Below are 25,393 nucleotides of genomic sequence, written 5' to 3'. Positions count from 1 at the left end.
TTCAGCCGGGTGTGGGCGCTATGAGCTGGACGAATCCTTGTTGTCTGAGGAGGCGGGTGTGGCGGCTTGTTCCGCTTTGACGGCTTCAACGGGCGTAGCCTCCTCGACCGTCGCCTCAGGGCGATCCGTGGAGGTTCCCGCTGCCTCCTCGTCCTTGATCTCCCGCTCGGCCTGGTGCCAATGGTCGAACGGATTACCCATGCGGCCCTGGCGCTCCCAGATCTCGTAGGCACGCACCCGAACCTTCTCTTCCCACTCAGCCATGGCCTGTCTCCCAAGGGTCACCGGCCCTCTTGATGCAAGGAAGGGCCGCGCCTGAACTCGTGTGCTGGTTCCTGGTCGCGGCCTCGGTCCGCCGTGCCCCCACGGGAGGCTTAGCGGTATCCGATTTGCCGTGACCGCCGCAATCGGCAACTCCCTATCCCTTAAGAGGTACATCTGGAGAGCTTTGGGACCGGGTTGGCAAATCAATTCAACCATGACCAAGTTTGCGGTCCGGCCTTGATCTGCCCCCACGGGCCGTTCCTTCAGCGCCCCTGACGGGGGCGCTTTTCTTTGCCTGTACGATCCGCTCACGTCAGCACAATGGAAAGGCTCCGGCTCACCACCGATTGTCATCATACAGATCATAAGGTGCGCAGCTCATGGCAAGCCCCGTCGGACAGCACCAAGAAGGCCACCTCCGGGTGCTGGCCGAGGCCGAGCGGCCCGAAGGCACCCGGGTTCACTTCATGCCGTTCCCAACACCTTTGCACGATGCCGAGGACCAACTCGTTGGAGCGGTGAATGTGCTGATCGACCTCGGGGCCGCGCAGCCCTGAGCTTGGGCTTGCGCTGATGACGCAGCTTTGCGCCTAATTTGCTTGAGCCGAAGCTTGTCCCTGGTTAGGATCTGGCTACTTCCTAAGAGGTAGAGTAAGAAGCGCTGCCGTTGTCTTGCGTGAACAGGCTGCGGATGCGCTGCTACTTTCATCTCGTGAACTGTCACGATGTGATCCTCGACGACACCGGGGTTGAGGTGGACAATTTGGACAGTGCCGAGGCGGAAGCCCGCAAGGCGATCCAGGAACTCCGCCAGGAGGATGGCGATCCCGACGACCTGTGGGCAGGCTGGCAACTCAGCATAGTCGATGCTTCCGGGCGGGTGCTGCTGTCCATCTCGTTGACCACGCCGCTCCATTAGCTCGGGCACCTGGAGCAGGGCCATCGTGGCTCGGCACAGTTGCACGATTGCGCCATGGCCGTTCAGAGCTGCGGCACAAGGAATGCGATGACCTTCTGCCGTTCGATCTCTAGCAGGCGCGGCACCTGTGGAGGTGGCAGGTCTCTGGTCCCGGGCGGCATCGGATGGCCTGCACGAAGAACTCAGTGTCGGCGGTCCTCGGTGTATTAAGGATCAGCGCCCGTGGCTAACCAGCGTTCGCAGGACGCCACTTGAGCCATACAGGTGCGGTTCAGGAAGCCTTCACTAGACAGAACCGTCTTGGTTAGTGGAGGTGCGCATGGTGATCTGGGCGGCCATTCCCATCCTGGTACTCTCGGTTCTTGCCAGCGGCCCGTTCCGCGACAGCATGCCGGCCTTTGTTGAAACTCTGGCTTCCCAGGCGGCGGTGCTCAGCCTCTTTATCCTGGTCTGCTCGATTGAGGCCGGAGGAGGCAGCCGTAACAGCAGTCAATAATCCGGCCTCGATCCGACGCCGGGTTCGGCCCCTGTGCTGCTGTGAGCACTGCTTTATGGGTGCGCGCAGGCAGCACGCTTTGGCAGGTCGGCGACCGCTCAGCGATGTTGAGGCAGGCCGCGATCATACCCATGTTGCATTCCTTGAAGGTGTCATCTGGGCTCAGGTCCCGCGGTTGAGCCAGTTCCGGATCGTCGCAATGCCTGCCAGCAAGGCTGCCCCAGCCGCCGCAGAGGCAACCACTTCGACGAGGACGTGCGCGAGCAAGTCGCCTTCCGGGGTGTAGGACCATGACGCGGGGCAGAAGGCATGACAGAACTGCTCCATCATCGCCAGGAGCATGCCAAGCAATCCGCCGTACATCGCAAAGCTGACTGCATCCCAGCGGCTTCTCGCTTTAGGCATATTGTCGTTCTCTGTTCAATATAGGCCTAGTCAACCCATGTGGTTTCCTGCGCCGGAGGCTTGCCCAGTTGCTCTTGCACTGTGACGGGTTGGTCTTGGGCGGAGTTATCAAAGGTATATTCGCGTGAAAAGCTAAAAAATGTCTCCATCTCGCCACTGCACGGCCGAGATTGGTCTCTTGTGTTGGTCTGACATCTTGAGTTCGAGTGATGTCAGATGCAGCAGAATGAGTTTTTTCCTCTGGACGCCGTTCCGCTCCGAGTACGCCGAGCACTTTTGAGGGAATTCCAAGGGCGCTGGCCCACGGTTCAGGAGGTCTCCGAAATCTCCGATCGACAGTGGTTGGCAATGCCTGACATCGGTCCCTCCACTCTGGAGACGATCCACAGCATCCTTCGTCCTGAGCCGTGTCAGCGCGAGGACGCCTCGCCTGCAATCGCAGACGCTGAGTTGTTGAACCGGCTTGACACCGTCCAAGAGGAACTCGAGCGCATCCGGTGCATTCTCGAGGCACGGTTTGGAGCAAGCTCACGCAAGTCCCGCAAAACTGCGGTGAACACGAAGACATTGTCTCAGGTTTGACCGCTGGATGACAGGTGATGGGCCACGGCCGGATCCGTCCCGCGGTGCCATGTCGGCCGGCGTTTATGCCTCTTGCCACTCGTTCTGGGCGATCCAGCTTCCTGGAACAGCCATGGGAGACGCCATGATCGGCAATCGTGATCTGACCCTGCTGAAGGAGGCCGTGTCCGAGCTCGCCCGGCTCAAGGGCGCGGCAGAAAGGCCAACTCCGTTCCTCTCCCACCTGTACGCCTCAGCCCTGGAGGAGTGGGCGGGGCGCCTGGGCATGGACCCGGTTCAACTGAACAAGCTGGTTCTCACAGGGGCCGGTGCGCCGGCACATGGCCCTCGCTAGGCCCGGAGCCGCATAGGCATCGTGAAGGGCCGCGTGATGCGGCCCTCCCGACAGGATGCTTCAGTGCGCAGAAAACCAGAGGGGTGTCACCTCCTGAGGGAATAAACTCACACCCCGTTCGTTCTTCATCCTAAGCTCAAAGACGTTGAATTGGACGGGGCAGGACATGTGCGAACCACAACAGATACAGCAGTGCCCACCTATGTGGCGGGGCGCCATCCTTCCTGTTGGCGCGGATCAGTGGCGGAGTCGTATTAGCGCCAAAGTGAGATAGCGACCTTGTCGCGCCGACAGACGGCCGTTCTGGTCGCGGCTGCCGTGGGCGCCGTGTTTTGTCCGACAGTCGTCCATTTTCATGTCAGTCACGCCTTCCTGCCTCATCTTGAGGGTTCTTTCGCTGTCGCGAAATCCGGCAATGACGGAAACGCCGGAGGGCGCGGGGCTGGCAACCATGGCGGTGGTGCAAACGGCCGTGGCGAAAGTGCCAGGGGCAGCGCCGGCGATCACGGCGGAGGAAACAGCAACGGTAATGGTGGAGGTGCCAGCCGCAGCGGACATGGTCCTTCCGGGCGTAATGCAGGCAATGCGGATAAGAACGCCAACCCTGGCGGAGGAGACATCAGCCACAAGGGCACAGGCTCTGCTCAGGGTCATGGGACCGCTCGCCGCGCGGGTTCCTCACCGACCGGTGCAGGGGCTCGCCCGACAGCCTCGGCGAAGGCACGCGACATGCGGGTCAACCCACAGCGGGCGAAGTACACCCTTGTTGCCTCAGGGCTGACCGATGCCGATCTTACGAAGCTGAAAGCACGGGGTTTCCGCGTCCAGGCTCAGACGAGGGGAGCCTTAGCCCACGGGCCATCAAGTTACGGCCGCCCCATGGCCAATCTTTGGAGCAGGCCCGCCGCGCCGTGCGCAGGATCAATGCCAACGCTGTGGTCGATTTCGACACCTACTACTACACGGATGCCGATTCCTCCGAAGGCGTCCTCACGGAAACGCCCAACAAGCCGATTCATGCATGGTAGGGCAACTGCTTTCATCGGCTCCTGTCAAACGCGCAAGAAGCCTGAGCGTCTGGGTCGCGCCACCTGCGGAAATCTTCGACTTAAGGCCGCAATACATTGGCCATCGGGTCGCATGCCACTGTGGCCCGCTTCAGCAGGTCTTGATCAGTCAGACGGCCGCGATATCTCAGCTCGTCTTGCTGGGGCAGGGCAGTGGACGACTACTTCGTAATTCAGCCAATCGGCGGCCTGTGGGCGGTCGTCAGCAGCGAGATCATCGTGGCCCGGTGCCCGACCGTTCCCGAGGCCATCAAGGCCGCTGTCCAGGTCGCCTCGCGCACGGCAGCTTACGGCCGGAGGGTCCAGGTGCTGGTCGACGAGCCGGGACGGGGCCGCACGATTATCTGGGATTCGACACGCGACGGCTACAGCGCCGCCTGAGGCCGCGTTGCGCTGCATCTGAAGGTGTCCCGGTGCACTTCACCCAAGGGTCTCATGAAAGGAGCAGAGGGCTCCGAGAGTTGCCTTGCCTCTGCCCAGAACCCGTGCAATGCCTCTACCTGGCATCAGCAGGATCTACCGATGCCTTATCGCTTCCCGCCTGAACTCAGCTCGGAACCCGCTGTGTCGATGCCCTCTCTCCGCCTGCACCGGCTGCTGCTGGTCGCCGCGCTGCTCGTGCCGGCCGTCGTGTTCGCGGCTGCCGCAGCCTGGAACCGGGCCGAGGTTCTGCGCGACAACGGGGAAACCATCACCCGCACGACAGCGATCCTGCACGAGCACGCCCGCAAGGTGTTCGACACGGTCGAGCTCGTGATCGGACGGGTCGAGGACCGCACCCATGGCATGTCCTGGGACGAGATCGCAGCCCCTGAGACCAGCGTCTTCCTCCAAAGGCTCAAGGCTCCCCTGGAGCAGGCGGTCTCGATCTGGATCACGGATGCCACCGGACATGTCCGGGCGGGCAGCCAGCCGTGGGACCCCAATGTCACCATTGACGAGCGCGAGTTCTTTCAGGCCCAGCGCGGCCGCGATGCCGGCACCTACATCAGCGCGGTGTTCCAGGGCAAGGCCACCGGCAGGGCGTCGTTCGCGGTCAGCCGCCGTCGCTCGAGCCCTGATGGTCACTTCGACGGCATCATCCATGTGGCGCTCAGCCCTGAGTACTTCAGCCGCTTCTTCCGAGAGGCGGCTCCGCCCGGACCCCATGCGGCTGCCCTGATACGGGAAGACGGTTCGCTCCTGGCCCGGTCGCCCGCGCAGGTGGCCTACAGCCGCCTCGGGCCGGACAATATCCTCATGCGCAGCATCGCGGCGCAGTCCGATGGAGGCGTGTTGTTTGGAACCTCTTCGACCGACCAGCGCGAGCGGTACTATGCCTTCCGCCATGTGGGTGCCTATCCGGTTTATGTCGCCTTCGGCATCGATGCCGCGGTCGTGCTGGGACACTGGCACCGCAATCTGGCGGTCTATGGCGGGGTGGCGGCTCTGTCCGCCCTGATCCTGTGGCTGGTCTCCTGGCTGGCCCTGCGGCGCGCCCAGGCCGAGCAGGAGGCCCTCATCCAGCTTCGGCATGAGAGCGAGCAGCGTCATGCGGCCGAGCAGCGGCTGTTGCAGGCGCAGAAGATGGAGAGCATCGGCCAGCTCACGGGCGGCATCGCCCATGACTTCAACAACCTGCTGGCGGTGATCCTCGGCAACCTCGATCTGCTCCGCAAGCGCATCAAGGACGAAGACCGGGCCAGGCGGCTGCTGGAGGGCGCCATCCAGGGCGCCCAGCGTGGGGCTGCCCTGACCCAGCGGCTGCTGGCCTTCTCGCGCCGTCAGGATCTCACGCCACAGGCCGTCGACGTGCCGCAACTCGTCGCCGGCATGACCGACCTGCTGGCGCGTGCCTTGGGCCCGAGCATCGAGATCGTGACCCGCTTCCCGGCTGGCCTGCCGCCGGTCAAGGTCGATCCGAACCAACTGGAGATGGCGCTGCTCAACCTGGCGGTGAACGCCCGCGACGCCATGCCGGCCAGCGGCACGATCACCATCTCGGCGCACGCAGAAGAGGTCGCTGGAGGCAACGGGCACGGCCTTCAGCCGGGAGCCTATGTCTGCGTGTCGGTGAGTGACACCGGCATGGGCATGGATGCGGCTACCCTGGCCCGCGCTATTGAGCCCTTCTTCACGACCAAGGGGGTTGGCAAGGGAACGGGGCTGGGTCTGTCGATGATCCATGGGCTCGCCGTCCAGTCCGGCGGCACCCTGACCCTGATCAGTCAGGTGGGCAAGGGCACGACGGCCGAGATCTGGCTGCCTCAGGGCGAGGCGGTGACGGAGGCGTCTGCTGGCGACCAGCAAGCGCCTCCGGAGCATCGCACCTGCACGGTGCTGCTGGTCGAGGACGATCCGCTGGTCATGACTGGGACGGCTGCCACGTTGGACGATCTCGGCCATACGGTGGTGGAGGCCTCTTCCGCCGAGGCAGCCCTGAGGGTCCTCCGGGAAAACACGTCCATTGATCTGGTGGTGACCGATCATGCCATGCCGGGCATGACAGGGTTGGAGCTGGCGGAGCGGATCCGGGCGGAGTGGCCCTCTATGCCGATCCTGCTGGCCAGCGGCCATGCGGAGCTGCCGGAACGGGCCGGGCTTGCTCTCCCGCGACTGACCAAGCCCTTCCGGCGCGATGAGTTGGAACATGCGATTGCGTCCCTCGTCACGCCAGCCTGCGAGCCCGCCAATGTGGTGCCGTTCCGCAAGCCTTGAGTGGTTGACGGCCGGCACGTCCATTCTGCTGTGTTGCCTGCGAGCACTCGCTCCTGCCTTCCTTGGATCAGTATCGCCTGCGTCGTGATCCGCATCTTTGCGGCCTACCGGCATCGCCAGTTGGACCTGGTCATTCCTACAATGTCCATCTTGTCCCTTTCCCCCAGCAAAGCTGAAACCTCTCCTACCTCTGATGAGTTAATCCCTCCGAGGTGCGGCGCATCTGGCTGTGCCTCCGGATTGGAACCTCTCGCTCGACATCCTTGAGGGGAGGCTCGCTGTTAACGTGGTCGTGAAAGCGATCGCAAGTCGTGAGTAGAGACCGAGATAAGGAGACCGCTAGTGTTGAAGAAGCAGATCGGTGTCGGTGTGATTGCCGCTGGTTTCGCCTGCGGGATAGTCTCCGCCGCGTTAGCCCAGAGTGCTCATGGGACAACCAACTCCACCCTTGGATCGAGCGGAGCCGCGACTGGGACCAATGGCGCCCTGCATTCTGGCGCCAACAAGGCTCTGAACGGGGCCAAGTCGGATACGACCGGTACAGTGCTTCCGCCCGCCAACAGGAGTGCCACCGGCACGACCAACTCGACTCTTGGCGCAAGCGGTGCCGCGACCGGGACGAACGGCAAGCTTCACTCCGGTGCCAACAAAGCCTTGAAGGAAACCCGCTGATGGACTTGCGTCTCCCGATCGCGACGAGGCGGATAGGACGGCTCTGTGCAGTCTCATGAGCCGGATGGTCCTCACGCCAGGTAGAGACGCGCGGGCGGAGAGAGGGGCCTCCGCCCGCCTTCCTGTCAGGAAGGGAACGCCAGGCCGCATGCGTGCGGGTTAGCTTTTTCGATGAATGGTTCAGGGAACTTGGCGATGTTGCGTGGCCGCATGTTCTCGGTCTTTGCCGCTCTCTCGTTGTGCTCGTTAGCAAGTGCAACGCTCGCCAAAAACGGCCAGGAACCGCTCCATGGCTTTCATGATTTCTGCCGCCGCCACCCATCCGAATGCAGGCTGACCGGTCCCTCCGTCAGGCAGGTTGCTGTGACGGCCCCGCGCATGAGCGAACTTCAGCAGATCAACCTTACCGTCAATAGGTCGGTCGAAGAAATGTCCGACCACGAGCAATGGGGACAGGAAGACGTCTGGAGCTTGCCTGCGACAGGCCGCGGGGACTGCGAGGATTATGCGCTCGTGAAGCGCAAGCTGTTGATCGAGCGCGGCTGGCCGTCCTCGGCGCTGCTGTTGACGGCAGCGCTCACGCCACAGGGCGAGTGGCATCTGGTCCTGACTGCGATCACCGACCAGGGCGACTATGTTCTCAACAGCCTGACGGATACTTTGCGAACTACGTCGCAGACGGGCCACACGTATCTGTCGCGCCAGTCGCCAGCCAACCCGCGCGCTTGGGCTTCTGTGACCACAGGCGAGCAGACCAGGGAACCGGTAGCGGATCTCCCGGTCCGAAGGCTCTCGTCGCGCGATCCGGACTTCTCAGATCACTGAGCTTCCACGCAAGTGAACAAGGTGTGAGTGTGAATCAGCATTGAACAACTGACCCCTCTCTCGAGGAGCGCAAAGCCTGGGATTACCGACGCAAAATGGAAATCCGGTGGGGTCACGGTCGGCGCTGATGATGACCCCGCTGGCGCGACGAATTCTCCATTAATGTCATGCCCGTAACGCCAGTCGGCTCGAGGGTACATATTCGCCGCTGAATCACAGTGTAGGCCACTGCATCCGGTAAGAATGTCGCCTCGTAACACCGACGAACCGTAGCCGAAGTTCCGCATTGGCGGGGTGAGCTGACCTTCGTGGACAAGGGCTCAATGGCTCTGGTTTACCCGCAACGGACCTTTCGGGTGTTGGGATCCCAGAAGAGCTAAGGCTACGGCGGTGCCGTCAGCAGCTTGAACCGATCATAGAAGGTGCTCCAACCCCGTTCGCGAAGGGACGCGTTGCGCACCGCGGGTGGCAGCCGAAGCGTTTCCCCTACAGCCAATCTCTGCTGCCGCACCCAGCCGACCCGAGGCTTGCGCCGGGCGACGAACGTGGACAGAGCCACCTCGACCTCGGGCGCGGCCTGCAAGCACTCGGCGAGCACCAGCGCATCTTCCAGCGCCATCGAGCCTCCTTGCCCCATCATCGGCGAACCTGCATGAGCGGCGTCGCCGATGAGGGCCACCCGGCCGCGGCACCACTGCTCAGCTTCCACCCACTCGATTGGCCCGCAATGGATCTGGTCGTCGCGCTCTAACGAGGTCAGGAAGTCTTGAACGGCTGCACCAAAGCCGTCAAACCGGGCACGGAGCCGTTCAAGGCGTCCCTCAACCTGATCGTACCCTCGTGGCCCTGTGATATTGGCAAAGCCGTACGTACCGCTGCCCACGGGGCACAAGCCGAAGAAACATCCGTCACCGAGCCAGAACTGCACACTGTCAGGCTCCGGAAGAGGGAGCGGAGACAGGCTGCGCCACACCATCTGTCCACCATAGATCGGCTCGGACGGGCCAAGCGCCAGCCGGCGTGTTCCCGAGTAGAGCCCGTCGGCGCCCACGACAAGATCATAGTCGCCAGTTGAGCCATCGTTGAAAGTGACCTGAACCCGCCTGCTGTCCTGGTCCATGGCAACGATCCAGGTTCCGAGCCGCCACCGGGCGCCGTCTGAGCGGAGGATCGCGTGCAGTTTGGCACGTTCGATGCCGATAAACGGGCCGACCCTGCTCCACAATGGTTCCAGCGGAATGTCGCAAAGCACCGCGCCGGTCTGGTCACGGAATTGCCAACGGCGGATCGTGGTCCCTGCACGCTCCATGGCCGTGTTAAGCCCGAGCCCCACAAGCACCCGCATGGCATTGGGCTGTACCGCGATGCCCGTACCGGGCGGCTGCCAGTGCGTCTCACGCTCGATGAGATCGGGCCGAAACCCGCGCTGTCGCAGGGCAACCCGCAAACCAAGACCGGCAATCCCGCCGCCGACGATCAGGATACGTGCACGTCCCGACATGTTGTGTCTCCACTGGCGAAGCCTGATCCTCTGGCGGCATCCCCTCACCGGAGAGGATACGCCAGCGCCGGACATTCTCGCCGCGAACCTGATGCGGCGCTTGGACAGGACAGAACCTGCGTTGGGACAGAAGCGAACTCATGCTATCGTCCCTCTGCCACCCCGGAGGGCTTGACCGAGGAGCAATGGAAATGCTCCAGACGCTGGCGAAGCCTATGTCATTCCGCTTTTCCACCGCGGAGATCCCGGCCTGCGACCGCCGCGATGCCATCCTCCGGCTGCGTGAGCGTGGCGTTCTTCCGATCGAGCCGTTGCCGGATGCCCTGCCATCCCTTCAGATCACCAAATTCGCCGTACCAGGGATGGGTGTCCTCTCCGGGAGGTTGAACGGGCTGCGCCAGGAGGGACGTCCACCAGGAATCGGCTACAACGACGATCTTTTCTTGGGGGTGAACCTTTCAGGGTGCAGCGTCGCATTCCAGAAAGAGCGGGAGATGGTGTTGAGGCAGGGTGACGCGATCCTCCTGGGCTGTGCCGAAGGTCGCTTTGCGATCGTCCGTCCAACGCCAGCCCAGTTCCTGGGTGTGCGGGTGCCCCGAACAGCCATCGCGCCACTCGTGAACGGCCTCGACGATCGCGTAGGCGAACTGATCCGGAAGGGAGCGGGCGCCGTCAGGCTTTTGACTGCGTACCTGAATGCCCTTGGGACGATTGAGGTCGAGAACTCACCCCAGATGTGTCACGCCGTGGTCAACCATATGTATGATCTGATCGGACTGAGCGTCGAAGCGGATCGGGAGGCGGCTGTCAGGGCCGACAGCAGCGTGCGCGCGGCGCGGCTACAGGCGATCAAGGCCGAGGTCATGGCCAGCCTCGGAGATGCCTCATTGAGCCTCATTGGGGTAGCGGCTCGCCAGGGGGTGACAACCCGCTATGTGCACAAGCTGTTCGAGAGCGAGGGAACGACCTTTTCGCAGTTCGTCCTTCGACATCGTCTCGAGCGGGCCTACCGCATGCTCTCTGATGCGCGGCTCGTCAGGCGCAGCATTACCTCCATCGCCTACGATGCGGGATTTGGCGACCTGTCGTACTTCAATCGGGCGTTCAGACGGCTCTACAACGTGACACCATCAGACATCCGCAACCGCAGAGACCTTCGGTAGCCTCAATCGAGGGGCCGCGTCTCGACGCACCGCCAAAGTCGGAGCCGACCCGCGGCCTCATGAGAGCGAGCATCTGAACTTCCAGGCGAAGCCAATCTTCCGGCAGATGGGCTTTTAGGCCTGTCTGGACCCGGATCGGATGTTTGTGGTTCGCGTCCAGGTAGGGTTCGGGTAAAGTATCGCTTGTCGCGGCAATATGGATAGGCAGCCATGACACATGCGGAACCCAAACCATGGGTCGGCAATGTTGCGGCCGAGGTCATGCCAGTCAGCCGGGAGGTGTCCCGTGAACGATGCGAGGATGACATCGACAGGCCATGCGGTGAGCGATGCACCATGGCTGGATCTCCACTTCCAGGCCTGCCGTGCCGAATATGAGGAGGCGCTCCGGTTCGTCGGCATCGCACCGGGATGGACGGTGCTCGATGCCGGCTGCGGCTCGGGCGGGTACATCCCGCTCCTAGGCGAGCTTGTCGGGCCTGCGGGTCAGGTTCACGCCCTTGATCTCGCGCCTGAGAACGTCGCCGACGTCGAGCGCCTCGTCCAGGAGGGACACTGCGCCGCCCCAACGGAGGTCCGAGTCGGCAGCGTGCTGGACCTGCCCTTTGCTGATGCCACCTTCGATTGTGTCTGGTGCGCCAATGTCGCCCAGTACCTGACGGAGGCGGAATTCACCCAGGTCATGGGCGGGTTCCGCCGCGTGGCCAAACCGGGCGGGCTTGTCGCCGTGAAGGACTCTGATGGGACGCTCCTGCAAGTTCTGCCGCTGGATCCAGCCATCTTCGCCCGGCGGGTTGCGGCCCGCCGGGCCAAGGCGGCGGGTACCGGGCTGCTGGGCTCCTGGTGCGGATCCTCGCTCGCCCGGTTCTTCCGCCAAGCGGGGCTGACCGATATTGTGCGCAAGGGCTGGCTGGTGGAGCGCTGGGCGCCACCGTCGCCCGCCACCCGCGAGTTCGTCGCGATGGGGCTGCGCTATGGGGCCGGGCTTGCAGCCGAGCTCGACGTGCCTCCGGCAGACCGTGAGGCGCTGCGGGCTGCCGCGGCCGATCCGGACGGCGTGCTCGATGACCCTGACTTTTGCTCCCGCGAGGCCTTTGTTGTCACGATCGGGCGTATTCCGACCTGAGTGATCTTTGGAATAACGTTCGATCTGATTCCATAGAGGCTCGTCTGAAAAACTGCGGCCAAGATCCGAAGGACGGGTAGCTCTCGGCCAATCGCCCAACCCTTCGGTGTAAGTTGATTGGCGGCCGGGCCTCGGACGAGCGACCGTGCGAAAGATCTTGGTGGAGGACGCGCACCATGAGCCAGGATGATCCAATCGCCGAGATCTGGCGGCATCTTCTCTCCATCCAGGCGATTGCCGCGCTCGGCGCGGAACTCCGGCTCCGGCAGGAGCGACGCGCGGGCGACCCGGTGCTTCGCCCGCGGCTTCAGGAGGCGGCGCGGGCGATCCATCCCGTGCTTCCAGACGGGCTTGGGTCGGCCCAGGAGGAGGCGATGGTGGCTGCGATCGGCTACGGGTTGAGCGAGGCCGCGGCCCTCTTCGCCGACCCGGCCCAGACACCCGGATGGCGGCACGAGGATCCGGTGTTGATCGACTCCATCGGCCGGGCCTCGCGCAAGATCGTACATGACCTGGAGGCGGCATCCGCTGACCGGCTCGAGCTGAGGACTGCCTTGCGGCGGGAGAATGGCGCTTTTCTCGATGTCGGAACCGGCGCAGCCTGGCTGGCGATCGAAGCGGCTCGGGTGTGGCCGGCGTTGCGCGTCGTCGGCATCGACATCCACGAGCCTGCGCTGGCGCTGGCCCGGAAGAACGTCGCCGAACTCGGCCTCGAGGCGCGCGTGGAGCTCCGGCGGCAGGACGTCACCATGCTGGAAGATATGCAAGTCTTCACCGTGGCGTGGCTGCCCTTGCCCTTCCTGCCTGAGCCAGTGGCGCTGGCGGCGCTTGAGCGCAACCGCGCGGCCTTGGTGCTGGGCGGCTGGCTGGCCCTCGCGCGCTACGCCGCCCCTGCGGAGCACCTGCCGGCAGCGGTCGGTGCCTTGCGCACCGTGCTCAGTGGTGGGCACCCATGGACCGACAGCGCGCTGGAGGCGGCGCTGCACGGAGCGGGGTTCGGCGGCGTCGAACACCTGCCCACGGCACCGGTCGCGCTGACCATTGCCCAGCTCTGACCTGAGCGGCATTTGAGCCACTTTTGGCGGCTCAGGATCAAGTGGTCATCGGATGGAGCACCGCCTGTTGTAAAAAGGCGCTCCCGCGAAATGAACCTGCAAGCCGGGAGGTTTGGCTTCTAACGCGGGCGGACCTTAGCCGTGTTTCTGCAATGGGACTGCGAAGCGACCTTCACGTGATCCCGCTCGAGAGCTCAGGTTGACCCTAAGGCGACGCTCAGCCCCAGAGGTTGGCGAAATCGGTGCAACCATTTACGCTCAAGCGCCATTTAAGGATCGGAGATAGCGCCGTGATTGCCAGTTCGGGCGCGATCATCGTGCCTCGCCCGCTCCAGCGCCAGATTGATCAGCTGGCGCAAGCCTTCCTGCAGCCGCAGCAGACCATCGACTTTTCTAGGCCAAAGGAAGAACCGGCGCTGATCCCGCCCGATTCCATCTCCTGGCGCATGTTCAAGAACCCCGTTGCCGTGTTCATTGGCGGCGTAGCGGCTGTTCTGCTCGAATTTGCCGAGCCGCGCGTGCGCGATGGTGTCTGGCAGCACAGCCGCTTTAGGACTGATCCACTCACGCGCCTGCGGCGAACGGGTCTGGCCGTCATGGTTAGCGTCTACGGCCCCCGCAGTCAGGCTGAAGCGATGATTGCGGGGGTGGTCAGGCGGCATGAGCGAGTGACGGGTTGGACCAGCGCGGGCGAGCCTTATCGCGCCAACGACCCAGTGCTGCTTGACTGGGTGCAGGCGACGGCGAGCTTCGGCTTCACGGAGGCCTACCACGCCTATGTGCGCAGCTTGACAGCCGACGAGAGATTGGCCCTTTTCGCCGAAGGACTGCCAAGCGCGCGGCTTTACGGCGCCACCGGCGCGCCCGCCTCACAAGATGAACTCGACGCCTTGTTTGAGGTGATGCGGCCCAAGCTCGTCGCTTCGCCAATCATTTTCGAGTTTCTTGAGATTATGGAGCACGTCCCGATCCTGCCGGTACCGGCAGGATCGGTTCAGCGGGTGCTTCTCAAGGCAGCGGCCGAGATCCTGCCCAACTGGCTGCGGGAACGTCTCGGGCTAAGATCTCAGTGGACCCTACGCTCAACAGAGCGAATTCTGGTGTGTGCCTTGGCGCTAGCGAGTGACCGCCTCATCCTGCGGTCATCCCCAGCCATCCAATCCTGCCGCCGCCTCGGCCTGCCCGAGACTTACCTCTACCGCCCCTGGTGAGCTAGCTGGTGTCTCGCCTGATACTTGCCCTTCGGAGGCAAGTCAGCGAGAACAGGCATCGCCGAATGACACGAATGAAGTGCGCACCCCGGATGGCCTCTTGCGGATCCGGGTTGAGGAGATCACCCTTTCCAGCTCTCACGCGGAGGGAAGAATGACCGGTCCCCTTACCCGCTTTGCCACCCGTGCCGCATACCATGCCAGACAGTTGCCCCGGTTTGCCTGGTATGCAGCCCATGCGGCTGCCGTCAGCCGCCTGGCGGAGAAAGCCCGGGACGAGGAGGGGGAGAGCAAGCGTCCTCGAGCCCACACCGCAGCGCCCGTGCCGGACCGCAACCGCCTCTATGAGGATATGGCGGCTTTGTTTCGGCAGGATCTCGCCAATGTCGAGGCGGGGATTTACCCTCTTCCGGCCGATCATGATGGCTCCCTGCTGACGCGTCTTCGCCGCTCTAACCTGTTCTTCGAAGATCTGCCAAACGTTCATCGCCGGCGCGAGAGCGGCGGGCACAGCGAGGTTCTCACCGAGGAAAACCGAGGCAAGCGGCCGCGCTATTATCTCCAGAACTTCCACTTCCAGACCGGCGGCTGGATGTCCGAGGACTCGGCTCAGCGCTACGACACCCAAGTTGAGGTGCTCTTCAGCGGCACTGCCAATGCCATGCGGCGGCAGGCGCTGCCGCCGCTGCATCAGGTTTTCGCCCCCCGAGATCAGCGCCAGCTGCGCTTGCTCGATGTCGGCTGCGGCACCGGCCGTTTTCTCGATTGCGCCAAGCAGGCTTGGCCGCGCCTCCCCAGTCTCGGGATCGATCTGTCGGAGGCTTACGTCCGGGAGGCCAAGCATCACCTGAAGCGCTGGTCCTGGCTGAGCCTCGCCGTAGCCAACGGGGAGGCCATTCCGCTGCCGGACGCCAGCCAGGATGCGGTGACGAGCATTTTCATGTTCCATGAGCTGCCGCCTCACGTCCGTCGAGCCGTCCTACGTGAGTTTGCCCGGGTTCTGAAGCCGGGCGGCCGCTTGGTTCTGGTGGACTCGCTGCAGCGTGGCGATAGGCCGGAGTATGACGGCCTCCTTGAACTGTTCCCGCAGAACTATCATGAGCCGTACTATGCCGGGTACATCGAGGAAGACTTTGGGGCAATGTCCAGAGCGTGTGGTCTGACCCACACCCACGACGTGCTGGCCTACGTGTCCAAGGTGATGGTCTTCGACAAGCCAAGTTGATCGCAGGCCTCTAACGCAGCTGCGTCTCCCCGGCTGGTCGAGGGAACGCTGCCAACTGGGCACGTGCTTGCTCTGCCAGCGAATTGCTTGGACACGGCTGAGCTAGGAAGGTCACAGCCTGTGGCAGGCTCGGTGTGGGATGGGTGGGCCATCCCAAAACAATGATGCCGATGTGCGGCCAGCGTCGTATGACGAAGCGTGCGAGGTCGAGCCCGCCGAGGCCGCCGGGCATATCGATCTCCGTGATCACGAGGTGAATGTCGGCGCGGCATTCAAGATAGCTGAGAGCCTCGTCGGTCCTGGCAACCTCAATGACCTTGAGGCCGGCGGCGATCAGGCAATCTGCCGTGGCCATGCAGACCTGTCGCTCGCTCCGGGCAAGCAGGACCAGGGCTTCCAAAGCTTGGGCACGTGTCATCGCGTGCCTCCTGTGTATCCCAAGGATACCAGATCTACTTGGATCAGAGCGGCGGAATGCCCATATAAAGTCCATGTCGCACAAGGGATCTCCGCCCCACACCCTCGATCTGTTCGAGGTTACGCTCACCATCCCGACGCCTCAGTCTGAGCCGGCTTTCGCTCCGGCCAAGCCGGCGGCGCTTGCAAGTTTGTCTGACATTCAGCTGGCCCAGGACCTCGGCCAACATCTTGAGGAGATGCAGCGTCGACTGAAGAGGAGGGGAAGACGGCCGGAGTTGGAGGCTGCGGCACGAGAAGCCAGCGTGATCCTCAATCGCCTCATTTCCGGCTCTATACGCCAGAACAAGCCTCTCAGATCTGGTAAGACGTCAGCTCCGCTGCAGGAGGGGCAGCGCAAGGCAGCACGAGCGGCTCTTCTGGCTGGTGTAGCTCCCGGTCAAGTGGCGAAGCACTTCGGGTTGCCCTTGGCCGCCGTCCCAAAGGTCTTGGAAGAGATCACGTGACCTTAGCCCTTGAGGAATCAGGTGTCAGCCAGGCTGAGCGACCGTTTCTGGCAGGCTATGGTTCCAAGAGCAAGCTTGCTCCATCTGAACGGAAAACGGGACGAGGGTCGCCTCCTGCCCGAACCGGTCGCCCGCCTGTACGCCAACAGGAGTCACGTCGGATCTCCAATGCAAGGGCCGGCTGGCCGCAGGAGAGGGCTATATCGCAGGTAGCGGCCAACACCGAGGCGGGCTGCCAGAACCTATAGATTGACCTCCAATCGTCAGGAGTGAAATTCTCCATGCGTCACCGGAAGACTGGCCAAGGCAGGTGTCGATGGCAGGTCATACCTTCCGAAGAGTTTGGCAATCTGGCGCGTAACCCAGTACAGCCGCTCCAGCGTCGCTGAGGGTTCCTCAGTCGAGAAGCCTCGCCCTACCCTCGGGCGGGAAAGTTGATCAAGTAGACGTTACAATCACCGACGCTCCGTTACTGCCATGCCTGGCAACTACTCGGCGATGTTCTTGACCTTCTGAGGTCCGAAATTATCGAAGCCGAGGGCGAGCACCCGGTGAACCGATGCGTGGGTGGCGGCAGAAATGGAGACGCCGCCTGGCTCGCCAGGCTCTCCAGTCGCGCGGCGATGTTTACGCCGTCGCCCAGCAGGTCGCCGCCTTGGACGATGACGTCGCCTACATGCACCCCGATCCTGAACAGTAGACGCTAGTCCGGAGGCGTGTCTTGGGTCGCTTGGGACAGCGCCTGTTGGACCTCAACGGCGCACGCGACGGCCTCGACCGCACTTGGGAACTCGGCTAGGACGCTGTCCCCAGCCGTGTTGGCGATCCGCCCTCCGTGCTCACCAATGAGCCGGTCCATGATCGCACGGCAGGCGGCTAAGGTGTGGAGGGTCCCGACCTCATCCTGCTCCGTCAAGCGCGAGTAGCCTGCCACGTCGGCAGCGAAGATCGCCGCCAGTCGCCGCTCGACCCTGTGCTTCTGCGACCCCATGAGATCCTCGATGCCACTCCGGATTGGATTCTGCGGTGAGCCGGGCAGGGTGTCCAGTCTTGGCCCAACCGTGAGCATGGTTTGAACCGCACCGGGATTCCCGGAGGCTCCAACTCCTGACAGGATGGAGCCATGACAAAGCGAACACCCCCCTATTCACCAGAGGTCCGCGAGCGGGCGGTCCGGATGGTTTTCGAGCACCGCAACGAGTACGCCTCCCAGGATGAGGCGATCCTGTCGATTGCGGCCAAGATCGGCTGCTCGCGTGAGACCCTGCGCCACTGGGTGCGGCAGGCCGAGCGCGACCAGGGCCTTCGCCCCGGCCCGACGAGCCAGGAGCAGGAGACGATCAAGGCCCTCGAGCGGGAGGTGCGGGAACTGCGCCAGGCCAACGAGATCCTGCGCAAGGCCAGCGCCTATTTTGCCCAGGCGGAGCTCGACCGCCGCTTCAAGCCATGAAGGCGTTCATCGACGAGCATCGTGAGGTCTACGGGGTCGAGCCGATCTGCCGCGTGCTGCCGATCGCCCCGTCGACCTACTACGAGCACGCCGCTCGCAAGGCCGATCCGGAGCGCAGACCGGCCCGCGAGCGTCGGGATGCCGACCTGAGCCGGGAGATCCGCCGGGTCTTCGCGGCCAACTTCGGCGTCTATGGGGTGCGCAAGGTCTGGCGCCAGATGCAGCGCGAGGGGATCGCGGTGGCGCGCTGCACGGTCGCCCGGCTGATGCGGCAGATGGGCCTCAAAGGCGTGGTGCGCGGCAAGAGCATCCGGACGACCGTCAGTGACGCCGCAGCCCCATGCCCGCGCGACCGGGTCAACCGGCAGTTCAAGGCGCCGCGGCCGAACGCCTTGTGGGTGAGCGACTTCACCTCTGTGGCGACCTGGTCGGGCTTCGTCTATGTGGCCTTCGTGATCGATGCCTTCGCCCGCCGGATCGTGGGCTGGCGGGTGTCATGCTCGGCCCGGGCCGAGTTCGTGCTCGATGCTCTGGAGCAGGCTCTCCACGAGCGGCAGCCTCTGCGGCGATCCAGCCTCATTCATCATTCGGACAGGGGAGTTCAATACGTGGCGATTAAATACACTGAACGCCTCGCCGAGGCTGGGATTGAGCCATCGGTCGGCAGTGTTGGCGACGCGTACGACAATGCTCTGGCGGAAACCGTCATCGGGCTGTTCAAGACCGAGGTGATCCATCGGCGTGGTCCGTGGCGCTCGTTTGAGGCCGTCGAGTTCGCCACGCTCGAATGGGTCGACTGGTACAACAACCGGCGCCTGCTCGGGTCCATCGGCAGCATTCCGCCCGCCGAGGCGGAAGCCGCTTACTACGCTCAGCTTGAGGTCACGCCGATGGCCGCGTAAAATCAAAGCCAATCAGCCTCCGGGAATCCCGGCGCGGTTCAGTTGGCTGTGTCGCTTCCGCCCATCAGGATGTCCCGTCAGGGCCCTGCGGGTCCGAATGCCGGGGCACGTCGCGGCCCGCCTCAATGTTCGACCATTTCACGCGCAATATTCTAATGAGCGGCACGATACGGCCTGCTCGCCGGCCTTCGCGCCGGGGGCCACACGACCCTGTGCGTGCAACTGACGCTACAGAGGAGGGAGCGATGACGAGAATCTCGGTTCTGTCGTTACCATTATCCATCCGGCGAAACCGGATGCGTCGGGTTCTGCTGAGTACGGCCGCCCTCGTTTATGCAGGGCTCGCCGGGCAGCCGGTTCAAGCCGACGAGACCTGCCAGTCTCCCTACATGGCCAAGATTACCGGCGAGGAGGAGTTCGTCTATGTCTGGACCCTCGGGGTCGAGGGGATCGGCGACGGGCAGGACAAGGTGGTCACCATCGATGTCCGCAAGGACTCGCCGACCTTCGGTAAGGTGATCGACGCGGACTCGGTTGGCGGGCGCGGCGAGGCCCACCACGGCGGCCTGACGGACGACCGCCGCTACTTCTGGGTCGCAGGCCTGGCCGACAGCAAGATTCACATCTTCGACGTGGCGACGAATCCGGCCAATCCGAAGCTGGTCAAGACGATCGACGATTTCGTCGAAAAGAGCGGCGGCGTGGTCGGCGCGCATGGCGCCTATGCCCTGCCGGGCCGCATGCTGATCCCAGGGCTGTCGAACAAAAACCACGACGGGCGCACCGGCCTGGTCGAGTACACCAATGACGGGCAGTACATCACCACGCACTGGCTGCCGACCGCCGAAAATACCCAAGGCGCGGCCGTCGAGAAGGTTGCCGACGGCTACGGCTACGATGCTCGCGTCTTGCCGCGCAAGAACGTCATGCTCACCTCGTCCTTCACGGGCTTCAGCAACTACATGCGCCCACTCGGCGAGGTCATAAAGGACGAAGAGGCGATGAAGCACTTCGGCCAGACCATGGTCCTATGGGACTTCCATGCGCGCACGCCGAAGAAGGTGTTCAACGTTCCGGGCGCGCCATTGGAGATCCGCTGGGCCTGGGGACCCTACAACAACTACGCCTTCACCTCGACGGCTCTCACCTCGAAGCTGTGGCTTGTGTACGAGGATGCGGACGACGACTGGAAGGCTGAGGCCGTGGCGGACGTGGGCGATCCGGCCAAGCTGCCGGTTCCGGTCGACATCAGCCTGAGCGCCGACGACCGGACGCTGTTCGTCGACAGCTTCATGGACGGCATGACCCGGGTCTTCGACGTCTCCGACCCGCACAGGCCGAAGCAGATCTACGAGAGGAAGGTTGGCGGTCAGGTCAACATGGTCTCGCAGAGCTGGGACGGAAAGCGGCTCTACTACACCAGCTCTCTGCTCTCGAACTGGGACAAGGCGGGTACCGACGGCGCGCAGTTCCTGAAAGCCTATACCTGGGACGGAATGGAGTTGGCGCCACGGTTCGAGGTGGATTTCATGCGCGAGGGGCTCGGGCGTCCGCACATGATGTCGTTTGGCTCCTCGAAGCTCTACGCGAGCTGACGCACTGCGAGCGGGAGCCCTTGGGCTCCCGCCCTGCCCTTGCCAGGGGAGGGGTCCCATGCCGAGCCTTGCCGTCGCCCGTCTGGTTCTGGCCACCGTGCTCTGTGGGGTATCGTTGGCAGCATCGGCCCATGATCTGCACGAGCGCAAACCGAACACGGGGCAGGCGACCAGCCCGAGCACCGGCTACGCCTTTGCTCTGCCGGAGCCCGGCAGCTATCGGCTTCCGGCCATCCGCCCCGCCGCCGGAGGGCGTGTCCTGGATGAGCATGGGCAAGGACATGATCTGACTGATATCCTTCAGGGTCGGATCACCGTCCTGGCCTTCATGTACACGCGCTGCGGAGATATCTGCCCGACTGCGACATTGCAGCTGTCGCTGCTGCAGGATCTCGCAGCTAAGGACGAGCAGGTGGCTCGGCGCACGCATCTGGTTTCGCTGAGCTTTGATCCGGAGCATGACACACCGGCGGTTCTTGCCGAGTATGCGGCGGACTGGCGCTCAGATGAACCCGGCGCACCCGACTGGGTCTTCCTGACGGCCCGCGACCGCAATGCCCTCGCGCCTGTTCTTGCCGCATATGGCCAGATGATCAGTGCGAAGCCCGATCCCGGCGCGGCAGGCGGACCGCTGTACCACATCTTCCGCGCCTTCCTGATCGATGCCTCGGGTCGGATCCGCAACATCTACAGTCTGGATTTCCTCGACCCAGACCTGGTGCTCACCGACATCAGAACCCTGATCCTCGACCAGGAGAAGGAGCAACCTGTGACTGACCCCGCTCCGTAAAGAGGGCGCACCATCGTCCTATGCGGTCAGAACAAGAGCAGCAGATCTTGTTCCCGCCTTGGGAGACTGCCGGCTGCCCGAGAGGCATTCACAGTGGCTTAAGAGAGGAGCAATAAGGAGCGGATCTTGTCACGCCCGCGCGAGACGAGGGGATGAGGGGAAGGGCTCCGTTCCATCCAGCCAAGCATGGATGGCGGCCTCGCGGGCGGTCCGCTCGTCATCAAAACCACGCTCGGTGGGCTGCTCGAAGCCGCAGACGTGGCACTGAACCGCGGCCGCGAAGCCCCCATCATCCATGGCGAAGCTCAGTACCGATGCTGCATCGCAGGAACATTGTGGACAGACCCTCTGACCCATTTGGCTCTTCCTTTCTCCAGCGATTGCGATTGGTCGGCACAAAGCTAACGCATCTGGTGCCGCGTTCGACCCAGGAAGGCCGCGACAAATTTGTGCAGTGCGAAATGATGACAGATCCGGACAGCGGCAAGGTGTGGTCCTGAAGACGGGACGTTCGTCCCGAAGCTCGACCCGGCCCGGAAGGGCATTCGCCATCTGGGCCGTTGGCCAACCTATGTGAATGCAAGGCTGCCTGTTTAGGGAAATGTTAAGACAATATTAACCTTATTCGCCTCGCCTTGTGCTCAGGACCCTGCGGGAACAGCGCGACCCAGCCCTGGAGACGCTTCCATGTCAGCCGACGAGTTGAAACATCGTATTCTCGTGGTCGAGGACGAGGCAATGGTCAGCATGCTTCTCGAGGACATGGTGCTGGATTGTGGATGCGAGATCATCGGGCCAATGGCACAATTCGATCCCGCCCTGGCATTCGCCCGCGAGGGAGAGTTCGATCTCGCCGTTCTCGACCTCAACCTGGGCGGGACACTCAGTTACCCCATCGCCGAGGTCGTTCGGCAACGCGGGATCCCGGTCGTGTTTGCAACCGGCTATGGCCCGCATGGTCTGCGGGACGGCTTCCGGGACTGTCAGACACTCCAAAAGCCGTTCAGCCAAGGGGATTTCGCTCAAGCGGTCGCCGTCGCATGCGGCCTGTCATCCAACGAGAACAAAGGAAGCGGTCAGTGACAGGATGCGACGCTATCCGAGGGTCGCGATAAGGACAACTCGGCCCCAAGCCATCATGGACCGCGTCTGCCGTCGTCGCGGAGACTATCCTTGATGCCGCCGACGGTATTCTGGATTTTGCCCTCAACCTGATCCATCCTGCCCTCGGTTCGCAGCTTGGTGTCGCCCAATATGCGCCCGAAGAACTCCTTGACCCGGCCGCCCAAGGTCTTGGCGCCGCCCTCAATCCGATCTCTGTCCATCACGTCGCTCCTGTGAAAACCTTTTCCCGATCAACGCGTTGAGGTCTGGCCCGTTCCGGGTTCAAACGCCCAGGGGGCTTAGCTTCCTCTCAGATCCACACTCCCGCCGCACTGAGCCGCTATGAGGGCCAGCAACCCGGGTAAGAGCGAGGAGACCGATCAATGCGCGCTTACAATCTGTTCCGGCGGAAGGATGCGGCCGACCTATTCTGCGCCGTGCCCGAGGATGTTCCCGTGCCAAATTTTGTTACTCCGGAGGCGTGGGAGTACGCCTGTTCACTCGACCTTGAGACCCTGTCAGGGTTTGATGCCGCGGCAGCGGAAACCTCCACGGGAGCCAATGGCTTCTATCTGTTCCACGCGGCAGCCTAACCGGGTGGGGCAGGGAGGCGGGGCGAGCCTGCCTCCTCCAAACGACCCTACGGCTGCGGTAAGCGATAGCATCGTGCTCAATCGGCGCCAGTCATCCCAAGTCAAACGGCAATCGAGTGGAGGCAGCATGTTCTTTGTCGTGACCGGAAACGGACAGAACGGGGTGGTGGCCGTCACCTGCGACAGCCCCGCCACAGCCTCGGAGAAGGCTCATCAGCTGGATATCGACGGTGTCACCGACATCCTCATCACCGATGCCGATGGGCTGCAGCATGTCCCGGCTGAGTTCGACCGACTCTACGTCGCAGAGCTTCCCTAGGCGCGTGTCTCCGCAGCGCGGAGGATCAGACACCCGTAGCTTCAGCTATCGCATCCATCCCTCAAGGCTGCAGATCACCACCATGATGAGCACCGCGCCCCCGAGGAGGATGATGTCGTACCATGAGCCCAGGTCGAGCATGAAATGGCTCCTGCCATCGAGGGAATGGATGCGGTAACTCTGCTACTGAGGAATCCGATTGACTGTTCTCTCCACGCCGCCCGCGGCTCCCCGGCCCCGTGACGACGGTTCAGCTCTCGGCAAAACGGACAAAGGCCCGCAAGCTGTCGATCAGCTGCGTCCGCTGATCCGCGGGCAGACCCGGGCAGGTGGCATCGACCAGAGCTGCCAGTTCCTCACGGCCGGGCCGGCGTTCCCGGATTTCACTGGCCCACATCGCGATCTCCGAGGCCGTGCCCGCACAGGAGGGGCACTCGTCGATGATCTTGTGAGCCAGTTCGACAATCTGGTCGAGCGGGGCAGCGTCAGCCGCTAACGGCATGGTGCCTCCAAGTGGCTCCTGGGGCTGCTGTCACTTTGGCTCGATACTTTGGTCGCCACCTGGCGATCCTGGGGGCGGAATGACGGGCGTGGTGCCGGGATCAGGAACCGGTGGGCGGACGCTCATATCGGGGGCGAGGTTGGCGGGCGGGCGGATTACGCCATCGGTGCGATTCAGCTTCTCGCTGAGCGGTGCACTGGAACTGCCCACCGAGCCGGTGGAGCGGGGATCCTGGGGTCCGGTGCTCTCGGATTTTAGCGTCTCGGAGGTCTGAGGCTGGCCCTGTGCTTGGGCCAGGGGCATCGTGCCGGCGGTCCCGCCAGCCATGACAATCGCGGTCAGCAGAAGCTCTCTTGATACGAGGCGCATGAGTAGCCTCCCTTAACCTAGGTTAAGCTCTGCTCTCCAACGCAGCTTTACTGGCTACCGTTCCGTCCCGTTCTTTGGTTGCGAACAGAACCTAATATTCGGTCTCGGTCCGGGCTTCAACGATCTCGCTCTCGGCGCACGTCTTCGACCCGGCGGCGCCGCCTCCTTCGGATAGGCTCTGGCCGGGTTCGTCACATCTCGGCCGGTCCGACCTGGTGGATCGAATCTGACATTTGGTACCCTTGTTAGACATCCACTACGATGGCGCTGCCTCTTGTTGTGAGGGCATCGCTATGGCTGATACCTTCGATAGCCGCGCCGACATCTTGGACCACATCCTTCAGGTCCGTGCCTATGTCGATGTCTTTGTCACCGAGATGCTGAGGCGCGGGCGTATCCATGACGCTAGCAAGTTCGACCCGGCAGAAAAGCCGGCCTTCGACGAAGCCATCCCCCTGCTGCAAGGCGTCTCCTATGGCTCGACCGAATACGCCAAGGTGTTAGAGCGTCTCGCACCGGCTTTCGACCATCACTACCGCTGCAATTCTCATCATCCCGAGCACTATGGCCCACAAGGCATCGCGGGCATGGACCTGTTCGATCTCGTTGAGATGGTCTGTGACTGGATGGCTGCGGCGAAGCGCAACCCAGAGGACGGGGTGAAGCTTGCCTACAACGTCGAGCTTTTCGGCATTCAGGACCAACTGGCTGCCATCCTTGCCAACACCCTAGCCCGCTGGCCTGAGCGGTCTCCAGATGAGCCAAAGTCGGACTCTTCCGCATGAGTTTGTCCACTAGAGGCTGGTGAGCAATTTTATTGCTCGAGGTAAGTGACTGATTCAGAATAGGTTTTGTGCTGGGCCGCCGATGCGGAAGCGGGCTGTTGCGACAGCTTGGAGGGTCAGCCATGGATACTTGCCTTTATGTCAGCGATCTGAGCGACGGGGAATGGAGGGTGCTGGCCCCGCTGCTGCAACGGAGCCATCCAGCAGGGCGGCGGCAGACCTATCCCTTACGCCGCATTGGCGATGCGATCTTCTATCTGCTGCGCACCGGAGCGCAGTGGCGGCTGCTGCCGCACGAGTATCCGCCGCGCGGTGCTGTCTTCTACCACTATGCCCAGTGGCGCGAGGATGGCACCTGGGAGTACGTGACCCAGGTTCTGCGCGAGAGTTATCGCTGTCAGACCGGCCGCAATCCTCAGCCGAGTGCAGCGATCATCGACAGCCAATCAGTGAAAACCTCTGAGATGGGCGGACCGCGTGGGTACGACGGCGGCAAGAAGATCAACGGCCGCAAGCGCC

The 25,393-nt window shown here is 63.1% G+C and carries 31 protein-coding genes and 1 other annotated feature; of the genes, 21 read left to right on the top strand and 10 right to left on the bottom strand.

What is annotated here, in order from left to right:
* Nucleotides 1-18 precede the first annotated feature (18 nt).
* A complete protein-coding gene (locus NF876_RS12435; protein WP_262269109.1) occupies nucleotides 19-264 on the bottom strand; it encodes a DUF2934 domain-containing protein in 246 nt (81 codons plus the stop codon).
* A gap of 380 nt (nucleotides 265-644) precedes the next feature.
* Here NF876_RS12435 and NF876_RS12430 point away from each other — a divergent pair, with 380 nt between their 5' ends.
* From NF876_RS12430 to NF876_RS12420, 3 genes are all read left to right on the top strand, one after another.
* Complete coding sequence (locus NF876_RS12430; protein WP_262269108.1) at nucleotides 645-821, top strand: hypothetical protein; 177 nt, start codon at nucleotides 645-647, stop codon at nucleotides 819-821.
* A 134-nt stretch (nucleotides 822-955) separates the two neighbouring features.
* Nucleotides 956-1,183 carry a DUF6894 family protein gene (locus NF876_RS12425; protein WP_262269107.1) on the top strand — a complete coding sequence of 76 codons (228 nt, stop codon included), beginning with the start codon at nucleotides 956-958 and terminating at the stop codon, nucleotides 1,181-1,183.
* A gap of 319 nt (nucleotides 1,184-1,502) precedes the next feature.
* On the top strand, nucleotides 1,503-1,679 hold the full coding sequence (locus NF876_RS12420) for a hypothetical protein (RefSeq protein WP_262269106.1): 177 nt from the start codon (nucleotides 1,503-1,505) through the stop codon (nucleotides 1,677-1,679).
* 162 nt (nucleotides 1,680-1,841) lie between these two features.
* Here the strand turns inward: NF876_RS12420 and NF876_RS12415 are convergent, their stop codons facing one another.
* Nucleotides 1,842-2,084: a hypothetical protein gene (locus tag NF876_RS12415; RefSeq protein WP_262269105.1), complete on the bottom strand. Its 243-nt coding sequence runs from the start codon at nucleotides 2,082-2,084 to the stop codon at nucleotides 1,842-1,844.
* A gap of 706 nt (nucleotides 2,085-2,790) precedes the next feature.
* Here NF876_RS12415 and NF876_RS12410 point away from each other — a divergent pair.
* Nucleotides 2,791-3,000, top strand: coding sequence for a hypothetical protein (locus tag NF876_RS12410; RefSeq protein WP_262269104.1), 210 nt, complete (start codon nucleotides 2,791-2,793; stop codon nucleotides 2,998-3,000).
* A gap of 237 nt (nucleotides 3,001-3,237) precedes the next feature.
* On the opposite strand, the gene NF876_RS12405 is transcribed toward NF876_RS12410, so the two are convergent.
* A complete protein-coding gene (locus NF876_RS12405) occupies nucleotides 3,238-3,654 on the bottom strand; it encodes a hypothetical protein (RefSeq protein WP_262269103.1) in 417 nt (138 codons plus the stop codon).
* A 566-nt stretch (nucleotides 3,655-4,220) separates the two neighbouring features.
* Between NF876_RS12405 and NF876_RS12400 the strand changes: the two genes are divergently transcribed.
* The 4 genes from NF876_RS12400 to NF876_RS12385 all read left to right on the top strand — a co-directional run bounded on the left by NF876_RS12400 (nucleotide 4,221) and on the right by NF876_RS12385 (nucleotide 8,261).
* Entirely contained in the window at nucleotides 4,221-4,448 is a 228-nt protein-coding gene (locus tag NF876_RS12400) for a hypothetical protein (RefSeq protein WP_262269102.1), read from the top strand.
* A 141-nt stretch (nucleotides 4,449-4,589) separates the two neighbouring features.
* Entirely contained in the window at nucleotides 4,590-6,764 is a 2,175-nt protein-coding gene (locus NF876_RS12395; protein WP_262269101.1) for a hybrid sensor histidine kinase/response regulator, read from the top strand.
* Nucleotides 6,765-7,109: 345 nt separating this feature from the next.
* Nucleotides 7,110-7,436 carry a hypothetical protein gene (locus NF876_RS12390; protein ID WP_262269100.1) on the top strand — a complete coding sequence of 109 codons (327 nt, stop codon included), beginning with the start codon at nucleotides 7,110-7,112 and terminating at the stop codon, nucleotides 7,434-7,436.
* A 171-nt stretch (nucleotides 7,437-7,607) separates the two neighbouring features.
* Nucleotides 7,608-8,261 carry a transglutaminase-like cysteine peptidase gene (locus NF876_RS12385; RefSeq protein ID WP_315975030.1) on the top strand — a complete coding sequence of 218 codons (654 nt, stop codon included), beginning with the start codon at nucleotides 7,608-7,610 and terminating at the stop codon, nucleotides 8,259-8,261.
* A gap of 382 nt (nucleotides 8,262-8,643) precedes the next feature.
* Here NF876_RS12385 and NF876_RS12380 read toward each other — a convergent pair whose 3' ends face one another.
* Nucleotides 8,644-9,762, bottom strand: coding sequence for an FAD-dependent monooxygenase (locus tag NF876_RS12380; RefSeq protein WP_262269099.1), 1,119 nt, complete (start codon nucleotides 9,760-9,762; stop codon nucleotides 8,644-8,646).
* Nucleotides 9,763-9,953: 191 nt separating this feature from the next.
* Between NF876_RS12380 and NF876_RS12375 the strand changes: the two genes are divergently transcribed.
* The 5 genes from NF876_RS12375 (at nucleotide 9,954) to NF876_RS12355 (ending at nucleotide 15,542) form a co-directional block, all read left to right on the top strand.
* Nucleotides 9,954-10,925, top strand: coding sequence for an AraC family transcriptional regulator (locus NF876_RS12375; RefSeq protein ID WP_262269098.1), 972 nt, complete (start codon nucleotides 9,954-9,956; stop codon nucleotides 10,923-10,925).
* Between the two features lie 286 nt (nucleotides 10,926-11,211).
* Nucleotides 11,212-12,051: a class I SAM-dependent methyltransferase gene (locus tag NF876_RS12370; RefSeq protein ID WP_262269097.1), complete on the top strand. Its 840-nt coding sequence runs from the start codon at nucleotides 11,212-11,214 to the stop codon at nucleotides 12,049-12,051.
* A 176-nt stretch (nucleotides 12,052-12,227) separates the two neighbouring features.
* Nucleotides 12,228-13,106 (top strand): class I SAM-dependent methyltransferase, encoded by an 879-nt coding sequence (locus NF876_RS12365; RefSeq protein WP_262269096.1) that lies wholly within the window; start codon nucleotides 12,228-12,230, stop codon nucleotides 13,104-13,106.
* Nucleotides 13,107-13,336: 230 nt separating this feature from the next.
* Entirely contained in the window at nucleotides 13,337-14,317 is a 981-nt protein-coding gene (locus NF876_RS12360) for an oxygenase MpaB family protein (protein WP_262269095.1), read from the top strand.
* A gap of 154 nt (nucleotides 14,318-14,471) precedes the next feature.
* On the top strand, nucleotides 14,472-15,542 hold the full coding sequence (locus NF876_RS12355; protein ID WP_262269094.1) for a class I SAM-dependent methyltransferase: 1,071 nt from the start codon (nucleotides 14,472-14,474) through the stop codon (nucleotides 15,540-15,542).
* A 10-nt stretch (nucleotides 15,543-15,552) separates the two neighbouring features.
* Here the strand turns inward: NF876_RS12355 and NF876_RS12350 are convergent, their stop codons facing one another.
* Complete coding sequence (locus NF876_RS12350) at nucleotides 15,553-15,960, bottom strand: response regulator (protein WP_262269093.1); 408 nt, start codon at nucleotides 15,958-15,960, stop codon at nucleotides 15,553-15,555.
* A gap of 1,208 nt (nucleotides 15,961-17,168) precedes the next feature.
* Nucleotides 17,169-17,456 (bottom strand): nucleotidyl cyclase domain-containing protein, encoded by a 288-nt coding sequence (locus NF876_RS12345; protein WP_262269092.1) that lies wholly within the window; start codon nucleotides 17,454-17,456, stop codon nucleotides 17,169-17,171.
* Between the two features lie 132 nt (nucleotides 17,457-17,588).
* Between NF876_RS12345 and NF876_RS12340 the strand changes: the two genes are divergently transcribed.
* From NF876_RS12340 to NF876_RS12330, 3 genes are all read left to right on the top strand, one after another.
* Nucleotides 17,589-18,817 (top strand): IS3 family transposase gene (locus NF876_RS12340; RefSeq protein ID WP_262269091.1). Its coding sequence is split into 2 segments (ribosomal slippage): nucleotides 17,589-17,877 and nucleotides 17,877-18,817, totalling 1,230 coding nucleotides; the frame shifts between segments, so codons are not numbered across the junction.
* Nucleotides 17,870-17,986, top strand: a sequence feature (AL1L pseudoknot). Its footprint overlaps the gene before it by 117 nt.
* A gap of 296 nt (nucleotides 18,818-19,113) precedes the next feature.
* Nucleotides 19,114-20,412, top strand: a complete 1,299-nt coding sequence (gene mtoX / locus NF876_RS12335) for a methanethiol oxidase (protein WP_262269090.1) — start codon at nucleotides 19,114-19,116, stop codon at nucleotides 20,410-20,412.
* A 58-nt stretch (nucleotides 20,413-20,470) separates the two neighbouring features.
* On the top strand, nucleotides 20,471-21,202 hold the full coding sequence (locus NF876_RS12330; RefSeq protein WP_262269089.1) for an SCO family protein: 732 nt from the start codon (nucleotides 20,471-20,473) through the stop codon (nucleotides 21,200-21,202).
* Nucleotides 21,203-21,331: 129 nt separating this feature from the next.
* On the opposite strand, the gene NF876_RS12325 is transcribed toward NF876_RS12330, so the two are convergent.
* The gene (locus NF876_RS12325; RefSeq protein WP_262269088.1) at nucleotides 21,332-21,499 is read right to left on the bottom strand and encodes a hypothetical protein; all 168 of its coding nucleotides are present in this window, start codon (nucleotides 21,497-21,499) and stop codon (nucleotides 21,332-21,334) included.
* 390 nt (nucleotides 21,500-21,889) lie between these two features.
* On the opposite strand from NF876_RS12325, the gene NF876_RS12320 reads away from it, so the two are divergent.
* On the top strand, nucleotides 21,890-22,285 hold the full coding sequence (locus NF876_RS12320; protein WP_262269087.1) for a response regulator: 396 nt from the start codon (nucleotides 21,890-21,892) through the stop codon (nucleotides 22,283-22,285).
* Nucleotides 22,286-22,338: 53 nt separating this feature from the next.
* On the opposite strand, the gene NF876_RS12315 is transcribed toward NF876_RS12320, so the two are convergent.
* A complete protein-coding gene (locus NF876_RS12315; protein WP_262269086.1) occupies nucleotides 22,339-22,527 on the bottom strand; it encodes a CsbD family protein in 189 nt (62 codons plus the stop codon).
* Between the two features lie 162 nt (nucleotides 22,528-22,689).
* Here NF876_RS12315 and NF876_RS12310 point away from each other — a divergent pair, with 162 nt between their 5' ends.
* Together NF876_RS12310 and NF876_RS12305 are read left to right on the top strand one after the other, a co-directional pair.
* The gene (locus NF876_RS12310; RefSeq protein WP_262269085.1) at nucleotides 22,690-22,899 is read left to right on the top strand and encodes a hypothetical protein; all 210 of its coding nucleotides are present in this window, start codon (nucleotides 22,690-22,692) and stop codon (nucleotides 22,897-22,899) included.
* A 127-nt stretch (nucleotides 22,900-23,026) separates the two neighbouring features.
* Complete coding sequence (locus tag NF876_RS12305) at nucleotides 23,027-23,218, top strand: hypothetical protein (protein WP_262269084.1); 192 nt, start codon at nucleotides 23,027-23,029, stop codon at nucleotides 23,216-23,218.
* A gap of 250 nt (nucleotides 23,219-23,468) precedes the next feature.
* Here the strand turns inward: NF876_RS12305 and NF876_RS12300 are convergent, their stop codons facing one another.
* Both NF876_RS12300 and NF876_RS12295 read right to left on the bottom strand, forming a co-directional pair.
* A complete protein-coding gene (locus NF876_RS12300) occupies nucleotides 23,469-23,720 on the bottom strand; it encodes a hypothetical protein (protein ID WP_262269083.1) in 252 nt (83 codons plus the stop codon).
* A gap of 30 nt (nucleotides 23,721-23,750) precedes the next feature.
* A complete protein-coding gene (locus NF876_RS12295) occupies nucleotides 23,751-24,089 on the bottom strand; it encodes a hypothetical protein (protein WP_262269082.1) in 339 nt (112 codons plus the stop codon).
* 293 nt (nucleotides 24,090-24,382) lie between these two features.
* Here NF876_RS12295 and NF876_RS12290 point away from each other — a divergent pair, with 293 nt between their 5' ends.
* Nucleotides 24,383-24,874, top strand: a complete 492-nt coding sequence (locus tag NF876_RS12290; RefSeq protein WP_262269081.1) for a DUF5662 family protein — start codon at nucleotides 24,383-24,385, stop codon at nucleotides 24,872-24,874.
* Between the two features lie 122 nt (nucleotides 24,875-24,996).
* Nucleotides 24,997-25,393: transposase (locus tag NF876_RS12285; protein ID WP_262269080.1), on the top strand; the 397-nt coding region annotated here is incomplete at its 3' end.

It is taken from the genome of Microvirga yunnanensis, assembly GCF_025460875.1.
This window is presented reverse-complemented; position numbering and strand designations above follow the sequence as displayed.

Excerpts from the sequence above, each read along its gene's own strand:
- NF876_RS12435 (WP_262269109.1), bottom strand. The coding sequence starts at position 264 with ATGGCTGAGTGGGAAGAGAAGGTTCGGGTGCGTGCCTACGAGATCTGG.
- NF876_RS12430 (WP_262269108.1), top strand. The coding sequence starts at position 645 with ATGGCAAGCCCCGTCGGACAGCACCAAGAAGGCCACCTCCGGGTGCTG.
- NF876_RS12425 (WP_262269107.1), top strand. The coding sequence starts at position 956 with ATGCGCTGCTACTTTCATCTCGTGAACTGTCACGATGTGATCCTCGAC.
- NF876_RS12420 (WP_262269106.1), top strand. The coding sequence starts at position 1,503 with ATGGTGATCTGGGCGGCCATTCCCATCCTGGTACTCTCGGTTCTTGCC.
- NF876_RS12415 (WP_262269105.1), bottom strand. The coding sequence starts at position 2,084 with ATGCCTAAAGCGAGAAGCCGCTGGGATGCAGTCAGCTTTGCGATGTAC.
- NF876_RS12410 (WP_262269104.1), top strand. The coding sequence starts at position 2,791 with ATGATCGGCAATCGTGATCTGACCCTGCTGAAGGAGGCCGTGTCCGAG.
- NF876_RS12405 (WP_262269103.1), bottom strand. The coding sequence starts at position 3,654 with ATGACCCTGAGCAGAGCCTGTGCCCTTGTGGCTGATGTCTCCTCCGCC.
- NF876_RS12395 (WP_262269101.1), top strand. The coding sequence starts at position 4,590 with ATGCCTTATCGCTTCCCGCCTGAACTCAGCTCGGAACCCGCTGTGTCG.
- NF876_RS12385 (WP_315975030.1), top strand. The coding sequence starts at position 7,608 with ATGAATGGTTCAGGGAACTTGGCGATGTTGCGTGGCCGCATGTTCTCG.
- NF876_RS12380 (WP_262269099.1), bottom strand. The coding sequence starts at position 9,762 with ATGTCGGGACGTGCACGTATCCTGATCGTCGGCGGCGGGATTGCCGGT.
- NF876_RS12375 (WP_262269098.1), top strand. The coding sequence starts at position 9,954 with ATGCTCCAGACGCTGGCGAAGCCTATGTCATTCCGCTTTTCCACCGCG.
- NF876_RS12365 (WP_262269096.1), top strand. The coding sequence starts at position 12,228 with ATGAGCCAGGATGATCCAATCGCCGAGATCTGGCGGCATCTTCTCTCC.
- NF876_RS12355 (WP_262269094.1), top strand. The coding sequence starts at position 14,472 with ATGACCGGTCCCCTTACCCGCTTTGCCACCCGTGCCGCATACCATGCC.
- NF876_RS12350 (WP_262269093.1), bottom strand. The coding sequence starts at position 15,960 with ATGACACGTGCCCAAGCTTTGGAAGCCCTGGTCCTGCTTGCCCGGAGC.
- NF876_RS12345 (WP_262269092.1), bottom strand. The coding sequence starts at position 17,456 with ATGGGGTCGCAGAAGCACAGGGTCGAGCGGCGACTGGCGGCGATCTTC.
- mtoX (WP_262269090.1), top strand. The coding sequence starts at position 19,114 with ATGCGTCGGGTTCTGCTGAGTACGGCCGCCCTCGTTTATGCAGGGCTC.
- NF876_RS12330 (WP_262269089.1), top strand. The coding sequence starts at position 20,471 with ATGCCGAGCCTTGCCGTCGCCCGTCTGGTTCTGGCCACCGTGCTCTGT.
- NF876_RS12325 (WP_262269088.1), bottom strand. The coding sequence starts at position 21,499 with ATGGATGATGGGGGCTTCGCGGCCGCGGTTCAGTGCCACGTCTGCGGC.
- NF876_RS12320 (WP_262269087.1), top strand. The coding sequence starts at position 21,890 with ATGTCAGCCGACGAGTTGAAACATCGTATTCTCGTGGTCGAGGACGAG.
- NF876_RS12315 (WP_262269086.1), bottom strand. The coding sequence starts at position 22,527 with ATGGACAGAGATCGGATTGAGGGCGGCGCCAAGACCTTGGGCGGCCGG.
- NF876_RS12310 (WP_262269085.1), top strand. The coding sequence starts at position 22,690 with ATGCGCGCTTACAATCTGTTCCGGCGGAAGGATGCGGCCGACCTATTC.
- NF876_RS12305 (WP_262269084.1), top strand. The coding sequence starts at position 23,027 with ATGTTCTTTGTCGTGACCGGAAACGGACAGAACGGGGTGGTGGCCGTC.
- NF876_RS12300 (WP_262269083.1), bottom strand. The coding sequence starts at position 23,720 with ATGCCGTTAGCGGCTGACGCTGCCCCGCTCGACCAGATTGTCGAACTG.
- NF876_RS12295 (WP_262269082.1), bottom strand. The coding sequence starts at position 24,089 with ATGCGCCTCGTATCAAGAGAGCTTCTGCTGACCGCGATTGTCATGGCT.
- NF876_RS12290 (WP_262269081.1), top strand. The coding sequence starts at position 24,383 with ATGGCTGATACCTTCGATAGCCGCGCCGACATCTTGGACCACATCCTT.